This window comes from Caulobacter zeae (genome assembly GCF_002858925.1).
GTDB lineage: Bacteria > Pseudomonadota > Alphaproteobacteria > Caulobacterales > Caulobacteraceae > Caulobacter > Caulobacter zeae.
Map to the genome: position 1 here is coordinate 304,135 of NZ_PJRS01000011.1, position 18,045 is coordinate 322,179.

General features: G+C 66.7%; 19 protein-coding genes. 12 read left to right on the top strand and 7 right to left on the bottom strand.

Annotation, left to right across the window (positions count from 1 at the left end):
* Window positions 1-192: 192 nt before the first annotated feature.
* Window positions 193-420: a zincin-like metallopeptidase domain-containing protein gene (locus tag SGCZBJ_RS06170; RefSeq protein WP_240621423.1), complete on the top strand. Its 228-nt coding sequence runs from the start codon at window positions 193-195 to the stop codon at window positions 418-420.
* Entirely contained in the window at window positions 405-710 is a 306-nt protein-coding gene (locus SGCZBJ_RS06175) for a DUF2958 domain-containing protein (RefSeq protein WP_240621424.1), read from the top strand. The genes SGCZBJ_RS06170 and SGCZBJ_RS06175 overlap by 16 nt, the downstream gene beginning before the upstream one ends.
* A gap of 130 nt (window positions 711-840) precedes the next feature.
* On the opposite strand, the gene SGCZBJ_RS06180 is transcribed toward SGCZBJ_RS06175, so the two are convergent.
* Window positions 841-1,047, bottom strand: a complete 207-nt coding sequence (locus SGCZBJ_RS06180; protein ID WP_133149198.1) for a hypothetical protein — start codon at window positions 1,045-1,047, stop codon at window positions 841-843.
* Window positions 1,048-1,342: 295 nt separating this feature from the next.
* On the opposite strand from SGCZBJ_RS06180, the gene SGCZBJ_RS25590 reads away from it, so the two are divergent.
* The 3 genes from SGCZBJ_RS25590 (at window position 1,343) to SGCZBJ_RS06190 (ending at window position 2,888) form a co-directional block, all read left to right on the top strand.
* A complete protein-coding gene (locus SGCZBJ_RS25590; protein ID WP_165799253.1) occupies window positions 1,343-1,510 on the top strand; it encodes a hypothetical protein in 168 nt (55 codons plus the stop codon).
* 645 nt (window positions 1,511-2,155) lie between these two features.
* Window positions 2,156-2,446: a hypothetical protein gene (locus SGCZBJ_RS06185; RefSeq protein WP_133149199.1), complete on the top strand. Its 291-nt coding sequence runs from the start codon at window positions 2,156-2,158 to the stop codon at window positions 2,444-2,446.
* Between the two features lie 97 nt (window positions 2,447-2,543).
* Window positions 2,544-2,888, top strand: a complete 345-nt coding sequence (locus tag SGCZBJ_RS06190) for a CsbD family protein (protein WP_101717133.1) — start codon at window positions 2,544-2,546, stop codon at window positions 2,886-2,888.
* Between the two features lie 48 nt (window positions 2,889-2,936).
* Here the strand turns inward: SGCZBJ_RS06190 and SGCZBJ_RS06195 are convergent, their stop codons facing one another.
* Entirely contained in the window at window positions 2,937-3,854 is a 918-nt protein-coding gene (locus SGCZBJ_RS06195) for an NAD(P)/FAD-dependent oxidoreductase (RefSeq protein WP_101717134.1), read from the bottom strand.
* A gap of 13 nt (window positions 3,855-3,867) precedes the next feature.
* Entirely contained in the window at window positions 3,868-6,063 is a 2,196-nt protein-coding gene (locus SGCZBJ_RS06200) for a catalase (protein WP_101717135.1), read from the bottom strand.
* A gap of 189 nt (window positions 6,064-6,252) precedes the next feature.
* Here SGCZBJ_RS06200 and SGCZBJ_RS06205 point away from each other — a divergent pair, with 189 nt between their 5' ends.
* Entirely contained in the window at window positions 6,253-7,176 is a 924-nt protein-coding gene (locus tag SGCZBJ_RS06205; RefSeq protein ID WP_101717136.1) for a glycosyltransferase, read from the top strand.
* Here SGCZBJ_RS06205 and SGCZBJ_RS06210 read toward each other — a convergent pair.
* From SGCZBJ_RS06210 to SGCZBJ_RS06225, 4 genes are read right to left on the bottom strand one after another with little or no spacing between them, the layout of a single operon-like run.
* Entirely contained in the window at window positions 7,173-7,754 is a 582-nt protein-coding gene (locus SGCZBJ_RS06210; RefSeq protein WP_101717263.1) for an SAM-dependent methyltransferase, read from the bottom strand. The two genes, SGCZBJ_RS06205 and SGCZBJ_RS06210, sit on opposite strands and share 4 nt — an antisense overlap.
* Entirely contained in the window at window positions 7,751-8,527 is a 777-nt protein-coding gene (locus SGCZBJ_RS06215) for a PIG-L deacetylase family protein (protein WP_101717137.1), read from the bottom strand. Before SGCZBJ_RS06215 ends, SGCZBJ_RS06210 begins: the two co-directional genes overlap by 4 nt.
* Entirely contained in the window at window positions 8,503-9,606 is a 1,104-nt protein-coding gene (locus SGCZBJ_RS06220) for an acyl-CoA dehydrogenase family protein (protein WP_133149200.1), read from the bottom strand. The genes SGCZBJ_RS06215 and SGCZBJ_RS06220 overlap by 25 nt, the downstream gene beginning before the upstream one ends.
* 1 nt (window position 9,607) lies before the next feature.
* Window positions 9,608-10,180 (bottom strand): ferritin-like domain-containing protein, encoded by a 573-nt coding sequence (locus SGCZBJ_RS06225; protein ID WP_101717139.1) that lies wholly within the window; start codon window positions 10,178-10,180, stop codon window positions 9,608-9,610.
* Window positions 10,181-10,437: 257 nt separating this feature from the next.
* On the opposite strand from SGCZBJ_RS06225, the gene SGCZBJ_RS06230 reads away from it, so the two are divergent.
* The 6 genes from SGCZBJ_RS06230 to SGCZBJ_RS06255 all read left to right on the top strand — a co-directional run bounded on the left by SGCZBJ_RS06230 (window position 10,438) and on the right by SGCZBJ_RS06255 (window position 18,013).
* Complete coding sequence (locus SGCZBJ_RS06230; RefSeq protein WP_101717140.1) at window positions 10,438-11,229, top strand: SDR family NAD(P)-dependent oxidoreductase; 792 nt, start codon at window positions 10,438-10,440, stop codon at window positions 11,227-11,229.
* A gap of 151 nt (window positions 11,230-11,380) precedes the next feature.
* Complete coding sequence (locus tag SGCZBJ_RS06235; RefSeq protein ID WP_240621425.1) at window positions 11,381-11,731, top strand: hypothetical protein; 351 nt, start codon at window positions 11,381-11,383, stop codon at window positions 11,729-11,731.
* Between the two features lie 51 nt (window positions 11,732-11,782).
* Window positions 11,783-12,526 carry a hypothetical protein gene (locus SGCZBJ_RS06240; protein ID WP_101717141.1) on the top strand — a complete coding sequence of 248 codons (744 nt, stop codon included), beginning with the start codon at window positions 11,783-11,785 and terminating at the stop codon, window positions 12,524-12,526.
* Between the two features lie 65 nt (window positions 12,527-12,591).
* Window positions 12,592-13,827 (top strand): extracellular catalytic domain type 1 short-chain-length polyhydroxyalkanoate depolymerase, encoded by a 1,236-nt coding sequence (locus SGCZBJ_RS06245; RefSeq protein ID WP_101717142.1) that lies wholly within the window; start codon window positions 12,592-12,594, stop codon window positions 13,825-13,827.
* A 230-nt stretch (window positions 13,828-14,057) separates the two neighbouring features.
* Window positions 14,058-15,074, top strand: a complete 1,017-nt coding sequence (locus SGCZBJ_RS06250) for a glycine zipper 2TM domain-containing protein (RefSeq protein ID WP_240621426.1) — start codon at window positions 14,058-14,060, stop codon at window positions 15,072-15,074.
* Window positions 15,075-15,481: 407 nt separating this feature from the next.
* Window positions 15,482-18,013, top strand: coding sequence for a CheR family methyltransferase (locus SGCZBJ_RS06255; protein ID WP_101717144.1), 2,532 nt, complete (start codon window positions 15,482-15,484; stop codon window positions 18,011-18,013).
* The last annotated feature ends 32 nt before the right edge of the window (window positions 18,014-18,045 follow it).

Below are 18,045 nucleotides of genomic sequence, written 5' to 3' on the forward strand. Positions count from 1 at the left end.
CCTTTCCCCTGAAACGGGGGTGGGCGGCGCGCCGGTCTAGGCCCGCCGCGGCCGCCGGCAACCGGCCTTGCGGCCGGTCCTCCACTACGTTGCGGCCCTTCGGGTGCCGACGCCCGCTCACGCGGGCCTTCCCGTCGCCCTTCGCCGCCCCCCCCCCCCTTTTTTCCGGCGAAAGGATGCGGGCTTGGGGTGGTGAAGGAGGCCCCCCATGCGCTCGTCCCGACCGTGCGCCACGCCGACTATCTGGGCGCGTGGCTGGAGATCCTGCGCGAGGACAATCGCGCCGTCTTCAAGGCCGCCTCGGCGGCCTCCAAGGCGGCCGACTTCCTGCTGGCCTTCGGGGCGGACGAGGCGGGTGCGGCGCGCGGCAAGGGGGAGGGCGCGTCATCATCCGGCCGCCCGCCTTGCCTCCGCCGCTGATCCCCGACGATCTCCGCGCGGCCTTGCTGGCCAACGGCCACCGGCCCGACGCGGGCGACCGCGTCCCCCTCGTCAAGCTCTTCAACCCGGTCGGTCCGGGGCGCTGGCTGATCTGCGAGATGCTGCCCGACGAAGACACCCTGTTTGGGCTCTGCGACCTCGACCAGGGCGCGCCGGAACTGGGCTATGTCAGCCTGTCGGAACTGGCCGCCGTGCGCCTGCCGCTGGGCTCGGTGTTCGCCGAAGGCATGGTCCGGCTGATGGCCGCCGCCGACGCGCCGCCGTCCTGACATCGCGTCCGGCCGCCCCTGGCGATCCCCCTTCCGCGCGCCGGGCTCGCCCGGCGCCGGTCGCCGCGCCGCTCCTGGCGCATCCCGGCCCCGCCCTCCCGCCTGGACAGCCTGAAGCGGCGCGGCCGGTTCACCCCCTGGAGACAAGGAGTGCTCCGATGAAACTCGCTTTCGCAGACCCCCGCAACATGACGATCTCGCCGCTGAACATGCACCACGGCAGGCCCGCCCGGACGTCGCCGACATCCGGCCCTCCATCGGCCGACGCGGCGTCCTCGTGCCCCTGCTGGTGCTGGAGACGATCAAGGACGGCGCCGTGGTCGAGGGCGGCGGTCATGGCGGGGGTCCTCGCCGCTGCGTCGAGGACCAACCCACGACGATGGCTTGGACCCTGTGGCCGCCCCGGGCCGCCTTGAACCGTCGCGGCGAACTTTTTCCCCGCCGCGCCCCAAGACAAGAGGGGCGGGGCTCCTCGCGCCGCTTCGCTTCAAAAAAGCCCGCCGCTCGGGTCCTCCGCTCCGCTCCGGCCCTCCGGGCCTTGCGGCCCTGCGGGTCAAGGCGGGCCGGGGCGGCCAGACGGGGCGCCTGTCGCCGGGGATCGGCCCCGACGAAGCAGGCAAAGGAACCCCGCCATGACCGCCACCCTCGGCCACGTCACCCAACTCGAAAACGGCGCCTTCAAGGGCCCGCTGCGCACCCTCAACTTCCGTTGCGACATCGAAGGCGCGCTCGAGCGTCGCTCGCATTGGGAGAAGACCAGCCACAGCCTGCTGGTCGGGGCGATCCTCCACGGGCCATGATCGAGAAGCACTACGGGCATCATCGTCCCGACCACCAGTCGGCGGCGCGCAACGCGTTGCGCTAAGTCCAGTTCGCGACCCAGCCTAGCATTCAACACATCGCGTTAGATGTGCTCGGCGACGCCGACGCCCCTTTGAGCATGCCGCGATGTTGACGAGCGCCCCATCGCCGAACCTAGAGGTCTCTGGTTCGACTCCCTGCCAGGGGAACAAACCCAGCATCTGAAGCAAGCCCCAGAAAACCCCCATATGCGGCTCGCGTTTGGACGTCCTCGACTGTGCGGGCGGCATGGGGCGGGCGACAGCATGAATTGGCTGGCGGCGCGGTTTGCCGCTAGGCACCTTGCAAGCGGGGCGAACGCATTCGCCGACGGACGCCGCGCCAGACCGAATCCGGAATTTCCTAAAAGCCAGCGCGCCGACCTCGGCAATGTTCAAGGTCGGCGCAGGATAGCTCCGGCGCTAATCGTTCGCGTCCGGATTCAATTGAGCCTTTATGCGTAGAGGGCGGCGATGAGCACGCTCGAGGGATGTTTGCTGCCAACTTGTCGTAGCGGGTGTCGCTTTCGGGAATTCTGGAACTGCTCCGTTCGCGCGGAGGCGATGATCGCGGGGCCTAGCGTCGTGACCATGTTAGACTACGAAATGAACGAGACCGAACGCGAGATGCTGGCTGAGGATCGGGCCGAGGCGTATGCGCCAAAGCCCGTTGGCGGAGCCTTTATGGCCGGTGTCTGCGGCGCCGCGCTCGCTCTATTGGGCTTCATCGTCGCGGCGCGCTTCTATGGCTGGCCTGTGCGAGATCACATCGGACTGGCGCTGATCCTTGTCGCGGGCGGCTTCGTTCTCGTCTGCGGCGGATATCTGCGTCTGGCGCGCAGGAACCGTCGGGCGCGCCGGGCGGAGCGCCGGCTGATCGATCGGGAGCAGAAATAGAACGCCAATCGAACGCCGGCGAACATTCCCCGGAACACCCATGCGGGTTGGCGGATTGGTCTGTCGCCGCGTTCGGCGGCAAGCAAAGGACAGACCGATGGACGATCAAGTCACAGGCGTCGCCCGCCAGGGCGTCGGCCGGGTCCAGGACGCCGTCGGCGGATTGACCGGCGACAGCGCCACCCAGATCAAGGGCAAGCTCAACCAAGCCGCCGGCGGCGCCCAGCGGGCTTACGGCAAGCTCACCGACGATGTGCGCGACCGGCTCGAGGGCGCGCTGGATACGGTGCGCGGCGGGGTGCACGAACGCCTCGACACCGTCGAGACCTATGTGAAGGATAAGCCCCTTCCGGCCGTGGCCATCGCGGCGGCCGTCGGCATCGTACTGGGACTGCTTCTGCGCGGCCGCAGCAGGACCGTCTATCTGCGCGATCCGCGCTAGGCCTGTCGGGCAGGGGGGCTTCGGGGCGTTTCCCGCAGCCTCCCCTGGTCAGCGCAGGAACGGCGCCTGCTTGGCCAGATCGTTGCGCAGGGACGTGGCGGCGACGCCGGCCTCGCCCATGGCGTGGCTGATCTGGTCCAGGCCCAGCACGACGTCGCCGGCGGCGTACAGGCCGTCGATGCTTGTCCGTTGATGGGCGTCCACCCTGATGCAGCCGTCTTGCGTCACCGCCGCGCCCAGGCCGTGCGCCAGGTCGGAGTGAACCGCCGATCCGAGCGCGGGATAGATCGCATCGAAGCGCAGGCGTCCCTTGGAGCAGGCCAGGCTGATGCTGTCGTCCTCCAATGCGAAGTCTCCAGCCGGGCCGGCGATGCGCCTGACCCCGATCTCATCGAGACGCCGGCGCTGGCTGTCGTCGAGCCCGTCATCGGCCTCCAGCGCGATCAGCGTGACGCTCGCTGTATAGGCGCGCAGGAATTCTGCCTCGCCCGCCGCGCGGGCGCCAGCGCCTATCACCGCCACCCTTTGGTCTGTCACTTCGTATCCGTCGCAGACCGGGCAGTAACGCAGGCGGCCTTGCTCCAGCGCCCGCATGTGAAGCGTCTCGTCCATCGGGGGGCGAAGATTGGTCACCCCGGTCGCGAGCAATACGGCGCCAGCCCGAAGCTCGCCGGTCGAACTGCGGACGATAAAGCCTTCGGGCGCGACGTTCAGTTCTTCGACCCGGCCCAAGATGATCCGTGCGCCATGGAGCTCAGCCTGCCGACGCATACGCGCCAGCAGGGCCTTGCCCGATATGCCTTCGGGAAAGCCCGCATGGTTGCGGGTTAGCGCGATCAGGGCGGCGCGGCTGTGGCCGGCGTCGACGACCACCACCGACAGCCGGAAGCGCGCCAGATAGATCGCGGCGGTCAGGCCTGCGGGTCCGCCGCCGACGATCAGGCAGTCAATCCTCTCGTCGCTCATGTGCGCCGATCGCTCATGCAGGATCGGCGAGCAGCGGCTTGGGAGGCGGACGCACGAGAGGCTCGCGGGCCCAGACCCGGCCCGTGGAAGCCGTGGCGACGAAGTCGTCGACGCTGGAGGCTTCGAGATCGATCAGGCCTTCGTCGTCGTCCGGCCCCACCTCGGTGATCCCGCCCTTGGCGAACAGGGGGGCGGCCGAGGGCAGGTAGGCGATGACCTTGAGGTGGCCGTAGGCGTCGCGCAGGAAGTTGACGGCCGCCGCTTCCAGGGCCAGCTGCGTACCGCCCTCGTCTGACGGCAGGATCGCCACCGCGTCGAACAGCACCGAAGGGCCGCCGTCGATCTTGTGGTCGGCAGGCAGCAGGGCGCCGCCGGCCGTCGTGACGCCATAGATGGTCGGGGCGATGATCTGCAGCCGCGCGCCGGCCGTCTCGACGGCCGTCTTCAGCTTGGCCAGGAGCTTGTCGTCGGCGCCGTCGCTGACCAGGACGCCGACCTTGCGGCCTTCCAGCGTGGGCCGCGCCTTGGCCAGCAGGCTGAGCATGGGCGACGGGGTCATGTCCTTGGCCAGGATCGGCGCGGCGGCCGGAACGATCTTTCCCGTGAAGCCCAGGCCCTCGGCCACCGACTGGGCCAGGAATTCGTCGATGTGGATCAGGCGCGACAGCACCGCCTCGCGCACCCTTGGCGTGACGCACTTGCTGAGCTCGAAGACCAGGGCCGCGACGATGTGATCCTGCTCGGGCTTGGTCTGGCTGGCGAAGAACAATCGGGCCTGGGTGTAGTGGTCGGCGAAGCTCTCGGGTCGGATCCGCATCTGCTCGCCGGCCTCGGGATTGGGGAAGGACGTAAAGCCGCGCTCCTGGGACTCGCGCGCCACGTCCGACCCCAGGGTCGAGGGCTCGTAGTTCACCTGGCCCTTGGGCGCGCCCATCTGCATGTGGCCGTCACGCTGCAGATTGTGGAACGGGCACTTGGGCTGGTTGATCGGAATCTGGTGGAAGTTGGGGCCGCCCAGGCGCTTGAGCTGGGTGTCCTGGTAGGAAAAGAGGCGCCCCTGCAGCAGCGGGTCATTGGTGAAGTCGATGCCCGGAACTACGTGCGCGGCGCAGTAGGCTACTTGTTCGGTCTCGGCGAAGAAGTTGTCGGGGTTGCGATCCAGCACCATGCGCCCGACGACGCGCAGGGGCGCATCTTCCTCGGGGATCAGCTTGGTGGCGTCCAGCACGTCGAAGTCGAAACCGTCGGCCTGTTCCTGGGTGAAGGTCTGCAGGCAAAACTCCCACTCTGGGAAATCTCCGCCCTCGATGGCCTCCCACAGGTCGCGCCGATGGAAGTCGGGATCGGCGCCGTTGATCTTCAGCGCCTCGTCCCAGACCACCGATTGCGAGCCGAGCTTGGGCCGCCAGTGGAACTTGACGAAGGTGCTCTGGCCCGCCGCGTTGATCAGGCGGAAGGTGTGAACGCCAAAGCCCTCCATCATGCGCAATGAGCGCGGGATGGCCCGGTCGCTCATCGCCCACATGATCATGTGCATGCTCTCGGGCGTCAGCGAGATGAAGTCCCAGAACGTGTCGTGCGCCGTGGCCGCCTGCGGGAACTCGCGGTCGGGGTCCTGCTTGGCCGCGTGGATCAGGTCGGGAAACTTGATGGCGTCCTGGATGAAGAACACCGGCATGTTGTTGCCGACGAGATCGAAGTTGCCTGCCTGAGTATAGAACTTCACCGCAAAGCCGCGTACGTCGCGCGGCAGGTCGGCCGAGCCCTTGTTGCCGGCCACGGTCGAGAAGCGCGTGAACACCGGAATGCGCTCGCCGGGTCGCTGCAGGAAGTCGGCGATGGTGACGTCGGCGCAGGATTCCAGGCACTCAAAGAAGCCGTGCGCGGCCGAACCGCGGGCGTGGACCACGCGCTCAGGAATGCGCTCGTGATCGAAGTGCATGATCTTCTCGCGCAGGATGAAGTCCTGCAGCAGCACCGGACCGCGCGCGCCGGCCTTGAGCGAGTTCTGGTTGTCGGCGATCGGCACGCCCTGGTTGGTGGTCAGCTGCGTGGCCGGGGCGTCGGCCTGCTGATGGGTCTCGCCGCCGGGAAGGATCAGGGTCTCGCCTTCGGTCGAGGGGCCCGCCGGACGCGGGGGCGGGGCGTTGGTCGGGGGCGTGGAATTCGCGCCGGCCGTCTTGGCCTTGGTCTTAGCCGGGGTGGCCATGGGACGTCTTTCGGTTGTGAGCAGTTGGCTGCTTCAACGTCTCGGCGCCATCGAAGTTGCTGTCGCCAATCCGACATAAGAGATTGAAATATTTATTTATTTAGTCGGCGCCTCGGTTCGAACCTTCTTGGCTTCGAAGAGTTTGCAACCCGCCGCGCGCTTTCGCCGGACGTGAAGGAGCGGAACGCGATGCGCACGGATCTGGTCGTGAGGCGACACGTGGCGGTGGCCGTGCCTGCGCAGAACGAGGCGGCCTGGATAGAGGTCTGCCTTGGACGTTTGCTGGCGATGGAGCGCGACGAACGGATCGCCTCGCTCCGCATTGTGGTGCTGGCCAACAACTGCTCGGACGAAACCGCCGCGCTTGCCCGACGGATGGGCGCAGACGTCGAGGTCGTCGAGATGCGGTTGGCTTCGGACCAGGCGCATGCCGGCGGCGCCAGGCGAGCGGCGCTTGAGGCCGCCTCGGCCTTTCTCATATCGCCCGAAGACCTGCTGGCGACCACCGACGCCGACACCCAGGTCGCCGGCGACTGGCTGTTACGGACGCTGGACCATGTCGACGCCGGCTACGACGCGGTGGCTGGGCTGGCGCGGCTGAAGGGGACGGAGCTTCGCGGGCTGGATCGCCAGCATCGCGCGCGCCTGGCCCTGCTTCGCCGCTACTATGCCGCCCTCGACGCCTTGCGAGCGGGGCGGAGCGGCGAGGCTTGGCCGCACCATTCCTATGAAGGGGGCGCCAGCATGGCCCTGACCCTGGGCGTGTACGCCCGGATCGGCGGCGCGCCCGCCCCGCCGGTCGGGGAGGACAAGGCGCTGTTCGAAGCCGTGCGGGCCGCCGGCGGGAGGGTGCGCCATCCGATCGACGTCAAGGTCTTTACCTCCTGTCGCCTGGCCGGTCGCGCCGTTGGAGGAACTTCCGATACGCTGGACTTGTGGGGACGCCAGGCCATCGACGAACCCATTCATGAGGCGCCGCCGCTCAATGTCGCGCTCGGCCTGGCGACATGCGGACCGGCCCTGACCTTCGCGGATCTTCCGACCGAGGTCGACAGGGCGCGCGCCCTCGTGCGGATCGGGCGCGAGCGGCTGATGCTGGCGAAAGCCGGCTAGATCCAGCGCCACAGGTCAAGGCGATAGTCGGCGTTGCGTTGCGCCGTCTCGACGCTGATGGCCTCGCCCAGGTGGGCTCGGAGGGTCTCGACGGCCTCGTCGGCGGTCTTGGGATAGTCGGTCTCGCCCAGCCAGTGGACCAGCAGGATGCGGCCGTGCGGAACGCGCGCTGCGCCAAAGGCCTTGGCCGCCAGGGCCAGATCGGCGTCGTCCCAATAATAGGCGACCTCCGACAACACGATCAGGTCGAAGGCGCCGGCGACGTCATCTTGGGGAATCTGAAGCTGGGCGAACTGCACATTGGCCAGATCCGTGCAGCGCCGACGGGCTTGTTTGAGCGCAGTCGCCGAGACGTCGAGCGCCAGCAGGTGGTCGCAGCGCGCGGCCAGCCGCCGGGTCAGGACGCCGATCGAGCAGCCGACCTCCAGGCCCCGCGTGGCTTGCTCGCCGCCAAGGGCGGCGAGGGTGGCTTCATACTTCTCGCGCTCGTAATCGCTGGTTTCGAAACCCCATGGGTCGGGATTGGCCGCGTAGAGGCCCTCGAAATAGCCGGGCTCGAGCGAGCGGGTCTTCCTCAACGGCGGCACTCCAGAAAGATCTCGACCGGCCGCTCGGTCAGAGCCGCCAGTTCGGGCGACACCCTGAAACTCTCGGCGGCGTCCTGGATCAGCGGCGTCATCTGGGTTTCGTGGCAGGCCAGGGCCCGTCGACGCCGAGCGATCTCGTCGCCGCACATCAGGCCCCAGACGCCTTTGGCCCCGTGGCGGTGAGCCAGGTCCGGATCGGCCCAACCCCAGACCAGGTACTCCATCTTCACCGGCTCGCGGGTGTCGATCGAGGCGATGTAGTCCGAAGCCAGAACATTGGCTGCGACATGGTCGCAATGCTGTTCATGACGCCACGGCGCCCAGACGCTCCACGGCTTGAAGCGGTCGGACCATTCGCGCAGGTCGCGCAGCGTGTCGGCATAGGCGGCCTGATCGCGGGGGAGGGGCGCACCGTCCGGCCAGCCCACGAAGTGGACGTCGTCGGGCGGAACGCCAAGAATGTCGAGGGCCGCCAGGGCCTCTTGCCGCCGGGCGCGAGCCAGCCGCCTCGGCGGCCAGGTGGCCGAGCCCCTGTGCGACCCCTCGCCGTCGGTGAGGTAGACCACGCGAGGTTTCAGGCCCAGCTTGCTCGCACGGGCGATCAGGCCGCCGCAGCCAAGCGTCTCGTCGTCGGGATGCGGCGCCAGGATCAGGAACGGTGACAGGCCGTCCAGCACCTTGGCCTCAAGATTGAAGGCCTGGTTGACCAGGGCGGCCCAGGCCGGTTCGCCAAGCGCCGTCACCACAGGGGATCGTCCGCCCATGCGTCCTGCGCCAGGAAAGCCGCCGCCGCGCGGTCCAGCGCCTGGTCCGGAACCGGTTGGCGCAGATAGAGCGCCAGATCGCGGCAGGCCTGATCCAGGGGGTTGTCAACGAAGAAGGCTCGCGTCCCGACGCTGCGCGCAGCCGCTTCCATAACGGCAAGGCCTGCCTCCTCGACGACGCCTCGGGTCATCAGGACGAAGCTGATCGTTTCGGGTCCCGCGTTCGGGGCCTCGGCCCGATCGGCGGCCTCGCGCACCCACAGATAGGCCGATCGGGCGGCCGCCAGGGCCTTGCCGAAGCGGGCGCGGTGAATAGGGTCCTGGCCGGCAGGCGAGGCCGCCAGGTGATCGCGCAGCAGGGTCAGCACGTGCTCCACCCCGCCAAGCTGCACCGCCGTAAAGCGCCATGCGCCGGCCGAGAAGCGCGGCTCGCATTCGTAATCGCCTGGCGCGCCCAGTCGCGTCGCCGCATTCACGGGCAGGCCGGTGAGGTCGTAAGTCCCGCTGACCGTCGCCCTCATGCCCCGCACCCGCCAGGCCGATGGATCGGCGCGGGCCGGATCTGCGGCGTGCGTCAGCACCATCTGCTTGCCCTCCGACGTGGCGGCGGTCACCACGGCGATGTCTATGTGACCCGCGCCTGTGGCGTAGGACTTGGCGCCTCGAAGTCCGCCTTCGGCGATCGTCACGCCAGGCGCAGGCTCGGTGTTCCAGACGCCCAGGACCTTTCCCGCGGCCAGGTCTGCGTCCAGGGTCCGTCTCTGTTCGGCCGAGCCGTGCCAGGCGATCAGGCGGGCGCCGTTGACGTGGCCCTCGAAGATCCGGCCCAGGCTGAGGTTGGCCCGTCCGACAAGGCGCAGCGCCTCCATCAATTCGCGGGGGGAGGGCGTGGCGCCAGCCATCACCTCAAGGGCGCCGATCTGGGCCAGGAAATCGACGTCCGCGGCGGGGAAGGCGCTGTGGGCGTCCAGGTCGGCGGCGCGGGACCGAATGACGGGAACGGCCTTGCGAAGGGCGGCCAGCACCTTTGCGGCCGACAGCGGGGGTGATGACGTCGCGAGCGCGGCCTGTGCGGACAACTCAGGCGTCCTCGAGCATCGGCGTGCCTTCATGCGCGACCAAGAGGTCGTGCATGTCGTCGGCATGCTCTTCCTCGACGGCGAGGATGCCCTCCAGCATCACCCGCGTGGTCGGATCGTCGTCGCCGAAATAGCGGATCAGCTCGCGATAGTGCTCCACGGCGATCCGTTCGGCGATCAGGTTCTCCTTGATCATGTCGATCAGGTTCTCGCCCTCGACATATTGCGAGGCCGAACGGGTGGCCAGGCCTTCCGGACTGAAGTTCGGCGTGCCGCCCAACTGGGTGATGCGCTCGGCGACGGCCAGGGCGTGCGCGTGCTCTTCCTTGGCGTGCTCGGCGAATTCGGCCTTGGGGCCCTGGCTTGAGATGCCCGAGGCGATGATCGAGTGCAGGGTGTAGCGCAACACGCACACCAGTTCGGTGGCCAGCACGGTCTGCAGGATCTCGATGGTCTTGTTGACGTCGCCGCCATAGGCGGGCGTCAGAGCGCCGTCCTCGAGGTGTTCCCGCGCCCTGGCGCGCAAGGTCTGCACGTCGCTGAGGAAGGGCTTGTCGGCGGCCTGGTCGTTCATGATGCGTCCCTTAATGGTCCGAGCATCCAACGCGCCGTGGCGACTGTTGATCCGGGAGGGAAGCCAACCTTGCGTTTCCGGTGGAATGTCGATTGCCCGACATAGCAAGTGTTTGGTTTGAAAGGGGGAACGCCAGGAGGACAGGGTGGTTATCTGAGCGGGAGATATCTCATGAAAAACGAAACCCTCGCTTGCCGGCTGAAAGGCGGCGCGTCGCCCGCGCCTGCTCGCAAGCCTCCTCCGCGAATGGACGCCAGATGATCGATGACCTCAGGCCGCTGGCCGTCGTCACCGGCGCTGCTTCTGGCGTGGGATATGAACTGGCCCGTCTGGCTGCCGAGGACGGCTATGACCTCGTCATCGTCGCGGACCTGTCCTCGATCGTCGAAGCCAAGGCTGGGCTCGACCAGTACGGAGGACGGGTCTATGCGCTGCAGGTCGACCTTTCGACGATTCAGGGCGTGGATGAACTCGTCGAGCTGGTCGCCGATCGTCCTGTCGACGCTCTGATGATCAATGCTGACCGTGGTCTGGGCTACGGCTTTCTGGATCAGGACTGGACCGAGGCGCGACTGGTGATCGACGCCAACGTTATCGGCGCCGTCTATCTGATCCAGCATCTGGCCAGGGACATGCGCGAGCGCGACCGAGGCAGGATCCTGATCACGGGGTCCATCGCCGCCTTCATGCCGGGCTCGTTCCAGGCCGTCTATAATGGCAGCAAGGCGTTCCTCGACAGTTTCGCCTGGTCATTGCGCAACGAACTAAAGGACACCAGCGTCACGGTGAGTTGCCTGATGCCAGGCCCGACGGATGAAGGCGTCTTCGCCGATGCCGACCCTCTGGACGCCGCGCGGCGACGACATTCCGGCAGGACCGATCCGGCGCACGTGGCCCTGGCGGGATATCGGGCCATGCAGAAGGGCGAGGGCGATGTGGTCGCCGGCTTCAAGACCAGGCTCCAGTCGGCCCTCGCCGAAGCGGCGAGGCTGGTTGCTCTTGATGAGCAAAATCTGAAAGCAATATTGCCGAATTCCAGAAAGAACTAAATGTATTTTAGTGCCAAAATTGGCATGTCAATTTTATTTCGATCTTTTTTGGCTTTCTGCATGGCTAATTATCTAGCTTCGGTGTGAATTTATAATCGTGATGCAACCGTGTTCGGTCCGGAAGGCTTATCCCCTGACCTCTCGGAGATCCATGAACATGCTGAAAACCACGATTGGCGTTGCGATCGCCGCGATGCTGCTGGCTGCTTGCGGCCAGAAGAACGCCGACCACGAGAAGGTCGAGGGGCCGGCCGTGTCCGCGCCGGCTGCTCCGGGCAATGCGGCGGTCGACACCGCGCCGACGACCGGCGAGACCGGTCCGACGCCGGGCGCCAGTTCCTACACCGCCGACCAGGCGCGGGCCGCCATTCAAAAGGCCGGCTACAGCGAACTGGGCCCTCTCAACCAGAACGCCAACGGCCTTTGGCAGGGGCAAGCCACCAAGGACGGCCGCAAGGTCAATGTCTCCATCGACTACAAGGGTGCGATCACCGAGCTCTAGGCTCGGCCGCCCTTGCTCGCCTCAAATCACAATCTTTCTGGGAAAAACCACATGAGCAAGACCATTACCCGGCTGTTCGACAGTCACACCGACGCGCTCGCCGCGATTGCGGACCTCAAGGACTACGGCGTCGCCGAAGACCGTATAAGCCTGGTCTCCGACAACACCGACAACTGGCATGGCGACGGCCGCAGGGCCGGTGGTCCGCTGGGAGATCACGATGGCGACGGTGACAACGACGTCGCCGACGGCGCCGGCAAGGGGGCGGCCGCGGGCGGACTGGTCGGCGGCGGCGCGGGCCTGTTGGCCGGCCTCGGCATGCTGGCCATTCCCGGCCTGGGACCCGTCGTCGCGGCCGGCTGGCTCGCGGCCACGGCGGTCGGAGCGGCCGTCGGCGCGGCGGCCGGCGGCGCCACGGGCGGGCTGCTAGGCGCTCTGAAGGAGGCCGGTCACAGCGATGACGAGGCCAACGTCTATACCGAGGGCGTGCGGCGCGGCGGCGCCCTGGTCAGCGTCAGGGCGCAGGACGACGAGATCGCCTCTGTCGAGCGGATTCTTAACGAAGGGCGAGGCGTGGACGCCGAGCGTCGCGGCGGGGCCTACCGCCAGGATGGCTGGACGGGCTTTGATCCCTCGGCAGCTCCCTATAGCGCCGAGCAGATCGGTCGCGAGCGCACCCTCTACGGCGAGGATCGCTCGTTTGCGACGCGCCGGGGCGACGACCTGCTGATCGATGACGAGGTGGTCCGACCCGAGGATCGCGGCGTCGCCGATCCGGTCCGTCGAGAGTATTAGAAGCTATCGCCCCGACCTCGGCATGCCCGGTGGTCGGGGCGCCTTTTCCGTTTTCGCCGAAAGACGTGATCGAGCGTGATGGCGCCTTTGCTGCGTTGCAGCATTTGAACTGGGCGGCGGCTTTTCCGCCTCGCTGTTTTCAGGACATCACCATGCCGAGCCTCGGCGACACCACCGCTATGCTGGCGCGCCTGCGTCGCGCCTCGTTCTCCGCTCCAGACGCGATCGGGCGCCTGGAGCGCACGGACGATTTCGGCGTCAATCCTGGTCACCTGACGATGCTGAGCTATCGGCCCGAAGGCTTGGCGTCGGGATCGCCGCTCGTGGTCGTCCTGCATGGCTGCACCCAGACCGCTGCGGCCTATGCCGAAGGCGCCGGCTGGCTAGACCTGGCCGACCGCATGGGCTTCATGATCCTCGCGCCGCAGCAAGCTCAGAGCAACAATCCCAATCGCTGCTTCAACTGGTTCCTGGCGGGCGACATCCGGCGAGGCAAGGGAGAGGGCGCTTCCATCGCGGCGATGGTCGGTCATCTACTCGACGCTCATGATCTTGATCCGCAGCGGGTCTTCGTCACGGGATTGTCGGCGGGCGGGGCGATGGCGGGGGTGATGCTGGCTGTCTATCCCGACCTCTTCGCGGGCGGCGCCGTGATTGCGGGCCTGCCTTATGGCGTGGCCCGCAACGTCCAGAGCGCGATGCAGGTCATGAACCGGCCCGCTGCTCGTTCAGGCGCGGATTTCGCCGCTCTGGTTCCCGCCTTCCACCAGGGCGGCTCCCGGCCCCGGCTGTCGATCTGGCACGGCGACGCCGACCGCACCGTGCATGTCCAGAACGCTCATGACTTGGCCCAGCAGTGGGTCGCACTGCAAGGGCTGCCCATCGCGCCGCATCGGGTGGAGCCGCTGGCGCATGGAACCCGCTCGACCTGGCGGTCCGCCGGGGGGGAGCCGCTCGTCGAGTTGAACATCGTTCGCGGCCTTGGCCATGGCGCCCCGCTTTCCATGAAGCGCGCCGGCGATGTCGGCAAGGCGGGGCCCTTCTTGCTTGAGGCGGGGATTTCCTCGTCCCTGGAGATCGTCAGGTTCTGGAAGATCGACGAAGGGCGCGGCGAGCGGAGCGGCGATGGAGGGGCCGAGCGTGCGCTGGAAACGATCGCGCCGACGCAGCCTGCAGCCCAGCCGGAACGTCCCGAGATCGGCGGTCTGGGAGAGGGGGTCATGAAAGCTGTCAGCCACGTGCCCGCAGGCGTCCAAGACGTAATCGCCAAGGCGCTGCGCGCGGCTGGTCTCCTGAAGTAACCAGCTGCGGCTGAGCAGGCGCCGCGCTTACGCTTGGTGGGGGGTGGATAATTATTTTGAATTATGAAAATATAATTGCTGCTGATAGGGGCGAGTTTGTTCCGTAATTACTGAATTAAATTAGTTCGTTTTTGTGATTTATATTTTGATTTGCCCTTGAATATTGCTAACTTGATCACCATTTGATGTGGGTCGGGAGGAGTATGTCTCATCCCAAGGAATCCCACAAAATGCGTATCCAACTCCTGGTCGCCGGCGTCTGCGCCGCGGCCCTCATTCCCGCCGTCGCGCTCGCGCAACAGACCTGCGAGCAGCGACAGAGCAATCGTGTGGCCGGAACCCTCCTCGGCGCGGGTGTCGGGGCGGCGGCAGGCAGCGCCGTGGCGGGCCGCGGCGATCGTGGCGAAGGGGCCGTTATCGGCGGCATCGCTGGCGCCCTGATCGGTAATCAGGTCGCCAAGGGGCGTCCCGACTGCGCCCGCGCCTATGGCTTCTACGATAATCAGGGCGCCTGGCACGCCAACGCCGTCTCGCGAAGCGAGGCTTCCGGCTATTTCGATCGCAACGGCGACTGGGTCGACGGGGCTCCACGCGGCTACTACGCGTCCGACGGGCGCTGGATGCAGGCGAGCACCGACGTCGAGGCGTCCGGCTACTATGCCAACGGTCTGTGGGTTCCAGCCTCGGCCACCGGCTACTACGCCCAGGACGGTCGCTGGGTCTCGGCCGCTTCCGGTTACTATGACAGGTCCGGTCGCTGGATCGCAGGCGCAGCCAGCGGTCGCTACGACGCCAACGGACGCTGGATGCCGGGCCAGCCGAGCGGACGGCGCGCCGCCAACGGAGCCTGGATCGCTGATCCTCAGCCGGGCTATTACGCCAACGGGCGCTGGGTGCGTGGCGAGACGGTCGGTTACTACGACGCCCGTGGCGGCTGGGTCTCGACGGATGCTCGCCGCCCGCGCGCCGACTATCCCGCCGGTCAATATCCCGACGGCCGCGGCAGGCTCAGCATCGACGATCGTCAGGCGCAACTGGCCGAGCGCATCAATCGCGGCGCCTATAGCGGACGCCTGAGCCGGGCCGAGGCCGGCCAGGCGACACGAACCCTGGCCGCGATCGAGCGTCAGGAGCGATCCTTGCGCAACCGTCAAGGCGATCTTGGTCCCAGAGGGCGGGCGATCATCACCGCTCGGCTCGATCGGTTGAGCGACAGCATCAGCGGCGATTTCCGCGACGATCGCTGAGATCCGCAATACAGCGCCGGGCGACGTTCCTTGGAAGGTCGCCCGGAATCGCATCGTACGCCGGTCGGAGACGAAGCATGCCTTATCTCTTCATCGCAGCCGCTTCATGCGCCACCCTGGCGCTGGCGCTTCCCCTTGTCTTTCGGATTCTGCCTAAGCGCGGCCTGACAACACGGCGCCAAGTCCGCGCGTTGCCGCCTGAGAAGGCTCCCATCGATACGGGCAGTGAGGTGGCTGCTGGGTAAGCGCGACACCGCGGCTTGTGAGGGGCTGACCGCCAGGGGTGATCTGTTATGGTTGTCCTGGCGGATTTCAGATCGTCTCCTTGGGCGACTCCCGGCAAGGGCGTGGGTCCTGTCCGCCGATGCGGCGCCGAACCTTTGGGCGCTCATAAGGAAAGTCCGTCCATGTCCGCACCGGCCGCCCGCTTTCCGATCGCCGGCCTTGGTGCGTCCGCCGGGGGAATCGAGGCGTTGGAGGGGTTCTTCCAGGGCATCCAAGCCGAGGCCGGCGTAGCCTATGTCGTGGTCACTCACCTCAATCCCGAGCGGCAGAGCCTGCTGCATCAGGTCATCGCCCGCTATACCGCCCTACCGGTCGAGATCGCCTGCGATGGCGCGCAGGTCCGTCCTGACCATGTCTACGTCATGCCGGCTGACATGTTGCTGGGCATTCATGACGGTCGCCTCGTCTCCTTGAAGGAAAGCCAAGCTGGTCGAGAGCGCAAGCCGATCGATGTTTTCCTGGCGGCCCTAGCCGAGGACCAAGGCGAGTACGCCGCGGCCGTGATCCTGTCAGGCGGCGACGGCGACGGGGCGCTGGGCGTCAAGGCTGTCAAGGAGGCCGCGGGCCTGACATTGGCCCAGGCTCCCGGCGGGCACGGGCCCCGTCATCCAAGCATGCCCGAAAGCGCCATCGCCACCGGGTTGGTCGATCTGGCCGTTCCCGTCGAGGCGATGGGGCGGCACCTTGCCAATTTCGCTCGCAGCTTCTCGCTGATGGAGGGATTTCCCGCCTTGGGCGACGCCGAGCCCGCCGGGGCGCTGGAGGAGGCCCGTCAGGACATTTGCGCCACCCTGCGCACCCAGGTCGGCCACGACTTCTCCGGCTACAAGGCCAAGACGTTTCTGCGTCGCGTACAGCGTCGGATGCAGATCCGTTACTCGGCGTCTCTGGGGGAGTATGTGGAAGGCATCAAGGACGACCCCAAGGAAGTCCATGCGCTCTTTCGCGATCTTTTGATCAACGTCACCAGTTTTTTCCGCGACGCGGCGGCTTTCGCCGCCCTGGAGGACAAGGTGATACCGCGTCTGTTCGAGGGGCGCGGGGCAGACGAAACCGTGCGCGTTTGGATCCCGGCCTGCGCCACCGGCGAGGAAGTCTACTCGATCGCGATGCTGATCTGCGAGTACATGGACCGGGCCAGCGTCAGTCCGCGCGTCCAGATCTTCGCCACCGACATCGACGAGCGCGCCCTGGCCGTCGCTCGGGCCGGCCGCTATCCGGATACATTTTTGGACGGCGTCTCGCCGGAGCGACGCAACAGGTTCTTCCTCGCTGAAGGGGACCTCTACGCGGTGGCCAAGGAGGTGCGCGAGCTCTGCGTATTTTCACCCCATAGCGTCGTACGCGACCCTCCATTCTCGCGGATGGACATGGTCTCCTGCCGCAATCTGCTCATCTATTTTGGCCCAGAGATTCAGGGCCGAGTGATCCCGACGTTCCACTATGCTCTTCGCCCTGGAGGCTTCCTCTTCCTGGGCATGTCCGAAAACGCCAGCCAGTTCGGCGAACTTTTCACGCCCATCGACAAAAAACATCGCATCTTCCAGGCTCGCGAGGGGATCGCCGCTCCCGTGCGGGGGCCGCTGATGATCGTTGACCGTAAGCCGGGCTATTACATCGACGACCAGCGTGCCAAGTCGGGTTCTGCTGCGGGTCTTGCCCTGCGCCAGTCGGTGGAGAGCCAGGTGCTCGAGCGGTTCGCTCCGGCCCATGTCGTGGTCAATCGTGACGGTGATGTCGTCTACTATTCCGCCAAGACCGGAAAGTATCTGGAGGCGGCCATGGGCGCCCCCAATCGCCAGTTGCTGGCCATGGCTCGTAAAGGCTTGCGCCTGGACCTTCGCACAGTGTTGCGACAGGTTCAGGAAACTGGGCAGCCCACCCTGCGGGAAGGCATGGTCCTGGAAAGCGGAGACGGTCGCGCTCAACGCGTCAGGATCGATGTGGAACCGCTCGCGGGGCGCGCCTCGAGCGAACCTCTGCTGCTGGTGATGTTCACCGATCAAGGCGATCCATTTGACCTGAAGGCCGAGACGGGCGTGGTTCGTATCGACCGGGCCGGAGTCGTCCACCTTGAGCATGAGTTGCGTGATACGCGCGAACGACTTCAGGCCCTGATCGAGGAGTACGAGACCGCCCTGGAGGAGTTGAAGTCCTCCAACGAGGAGCTGATGTCGGTCAACGAGGAGTGCCAGTCCTCGAACGAGGAACTTGAGGCCTCCAAGGAGGAGCTCCAGTCGCTCAATGAAGAATTGCAGACCGTCAACCTCGAGCTAAACGCCAAGGTCGAGGCGCTGGATGAGGCGCATGCCGACCTGCAGAACCTGTTCGAGAGCAGCCAGATCGCCACGGTCTTTCTCGGCGAGGGGATGGTGATCCGCAGCTTCACGCCTGCGATGGCGCAGCTGTTCAACATCCTGCCTACGGACAAGGGCAGGCCGATAACCGACCTCACCAGCCGGGTGGCGCTGCCGACCTTGGCGGCCGACGTCACGGCCGTGTTCGCCGATGCGCGGGTGATCGAGCGCCGCGTGCGCGACGAGGAACAGGATGCGGACTATCTGATGCGCTTGGCCCCCTACCGGAACCAACTGCAGCGACCGAGCGGTGTCGTGGCCACTTTCCTGGACGTTCGTTCCATCACCCGTGGCTAGACGCTGGGCGCGCTGAGGTGAAACCGTAACTG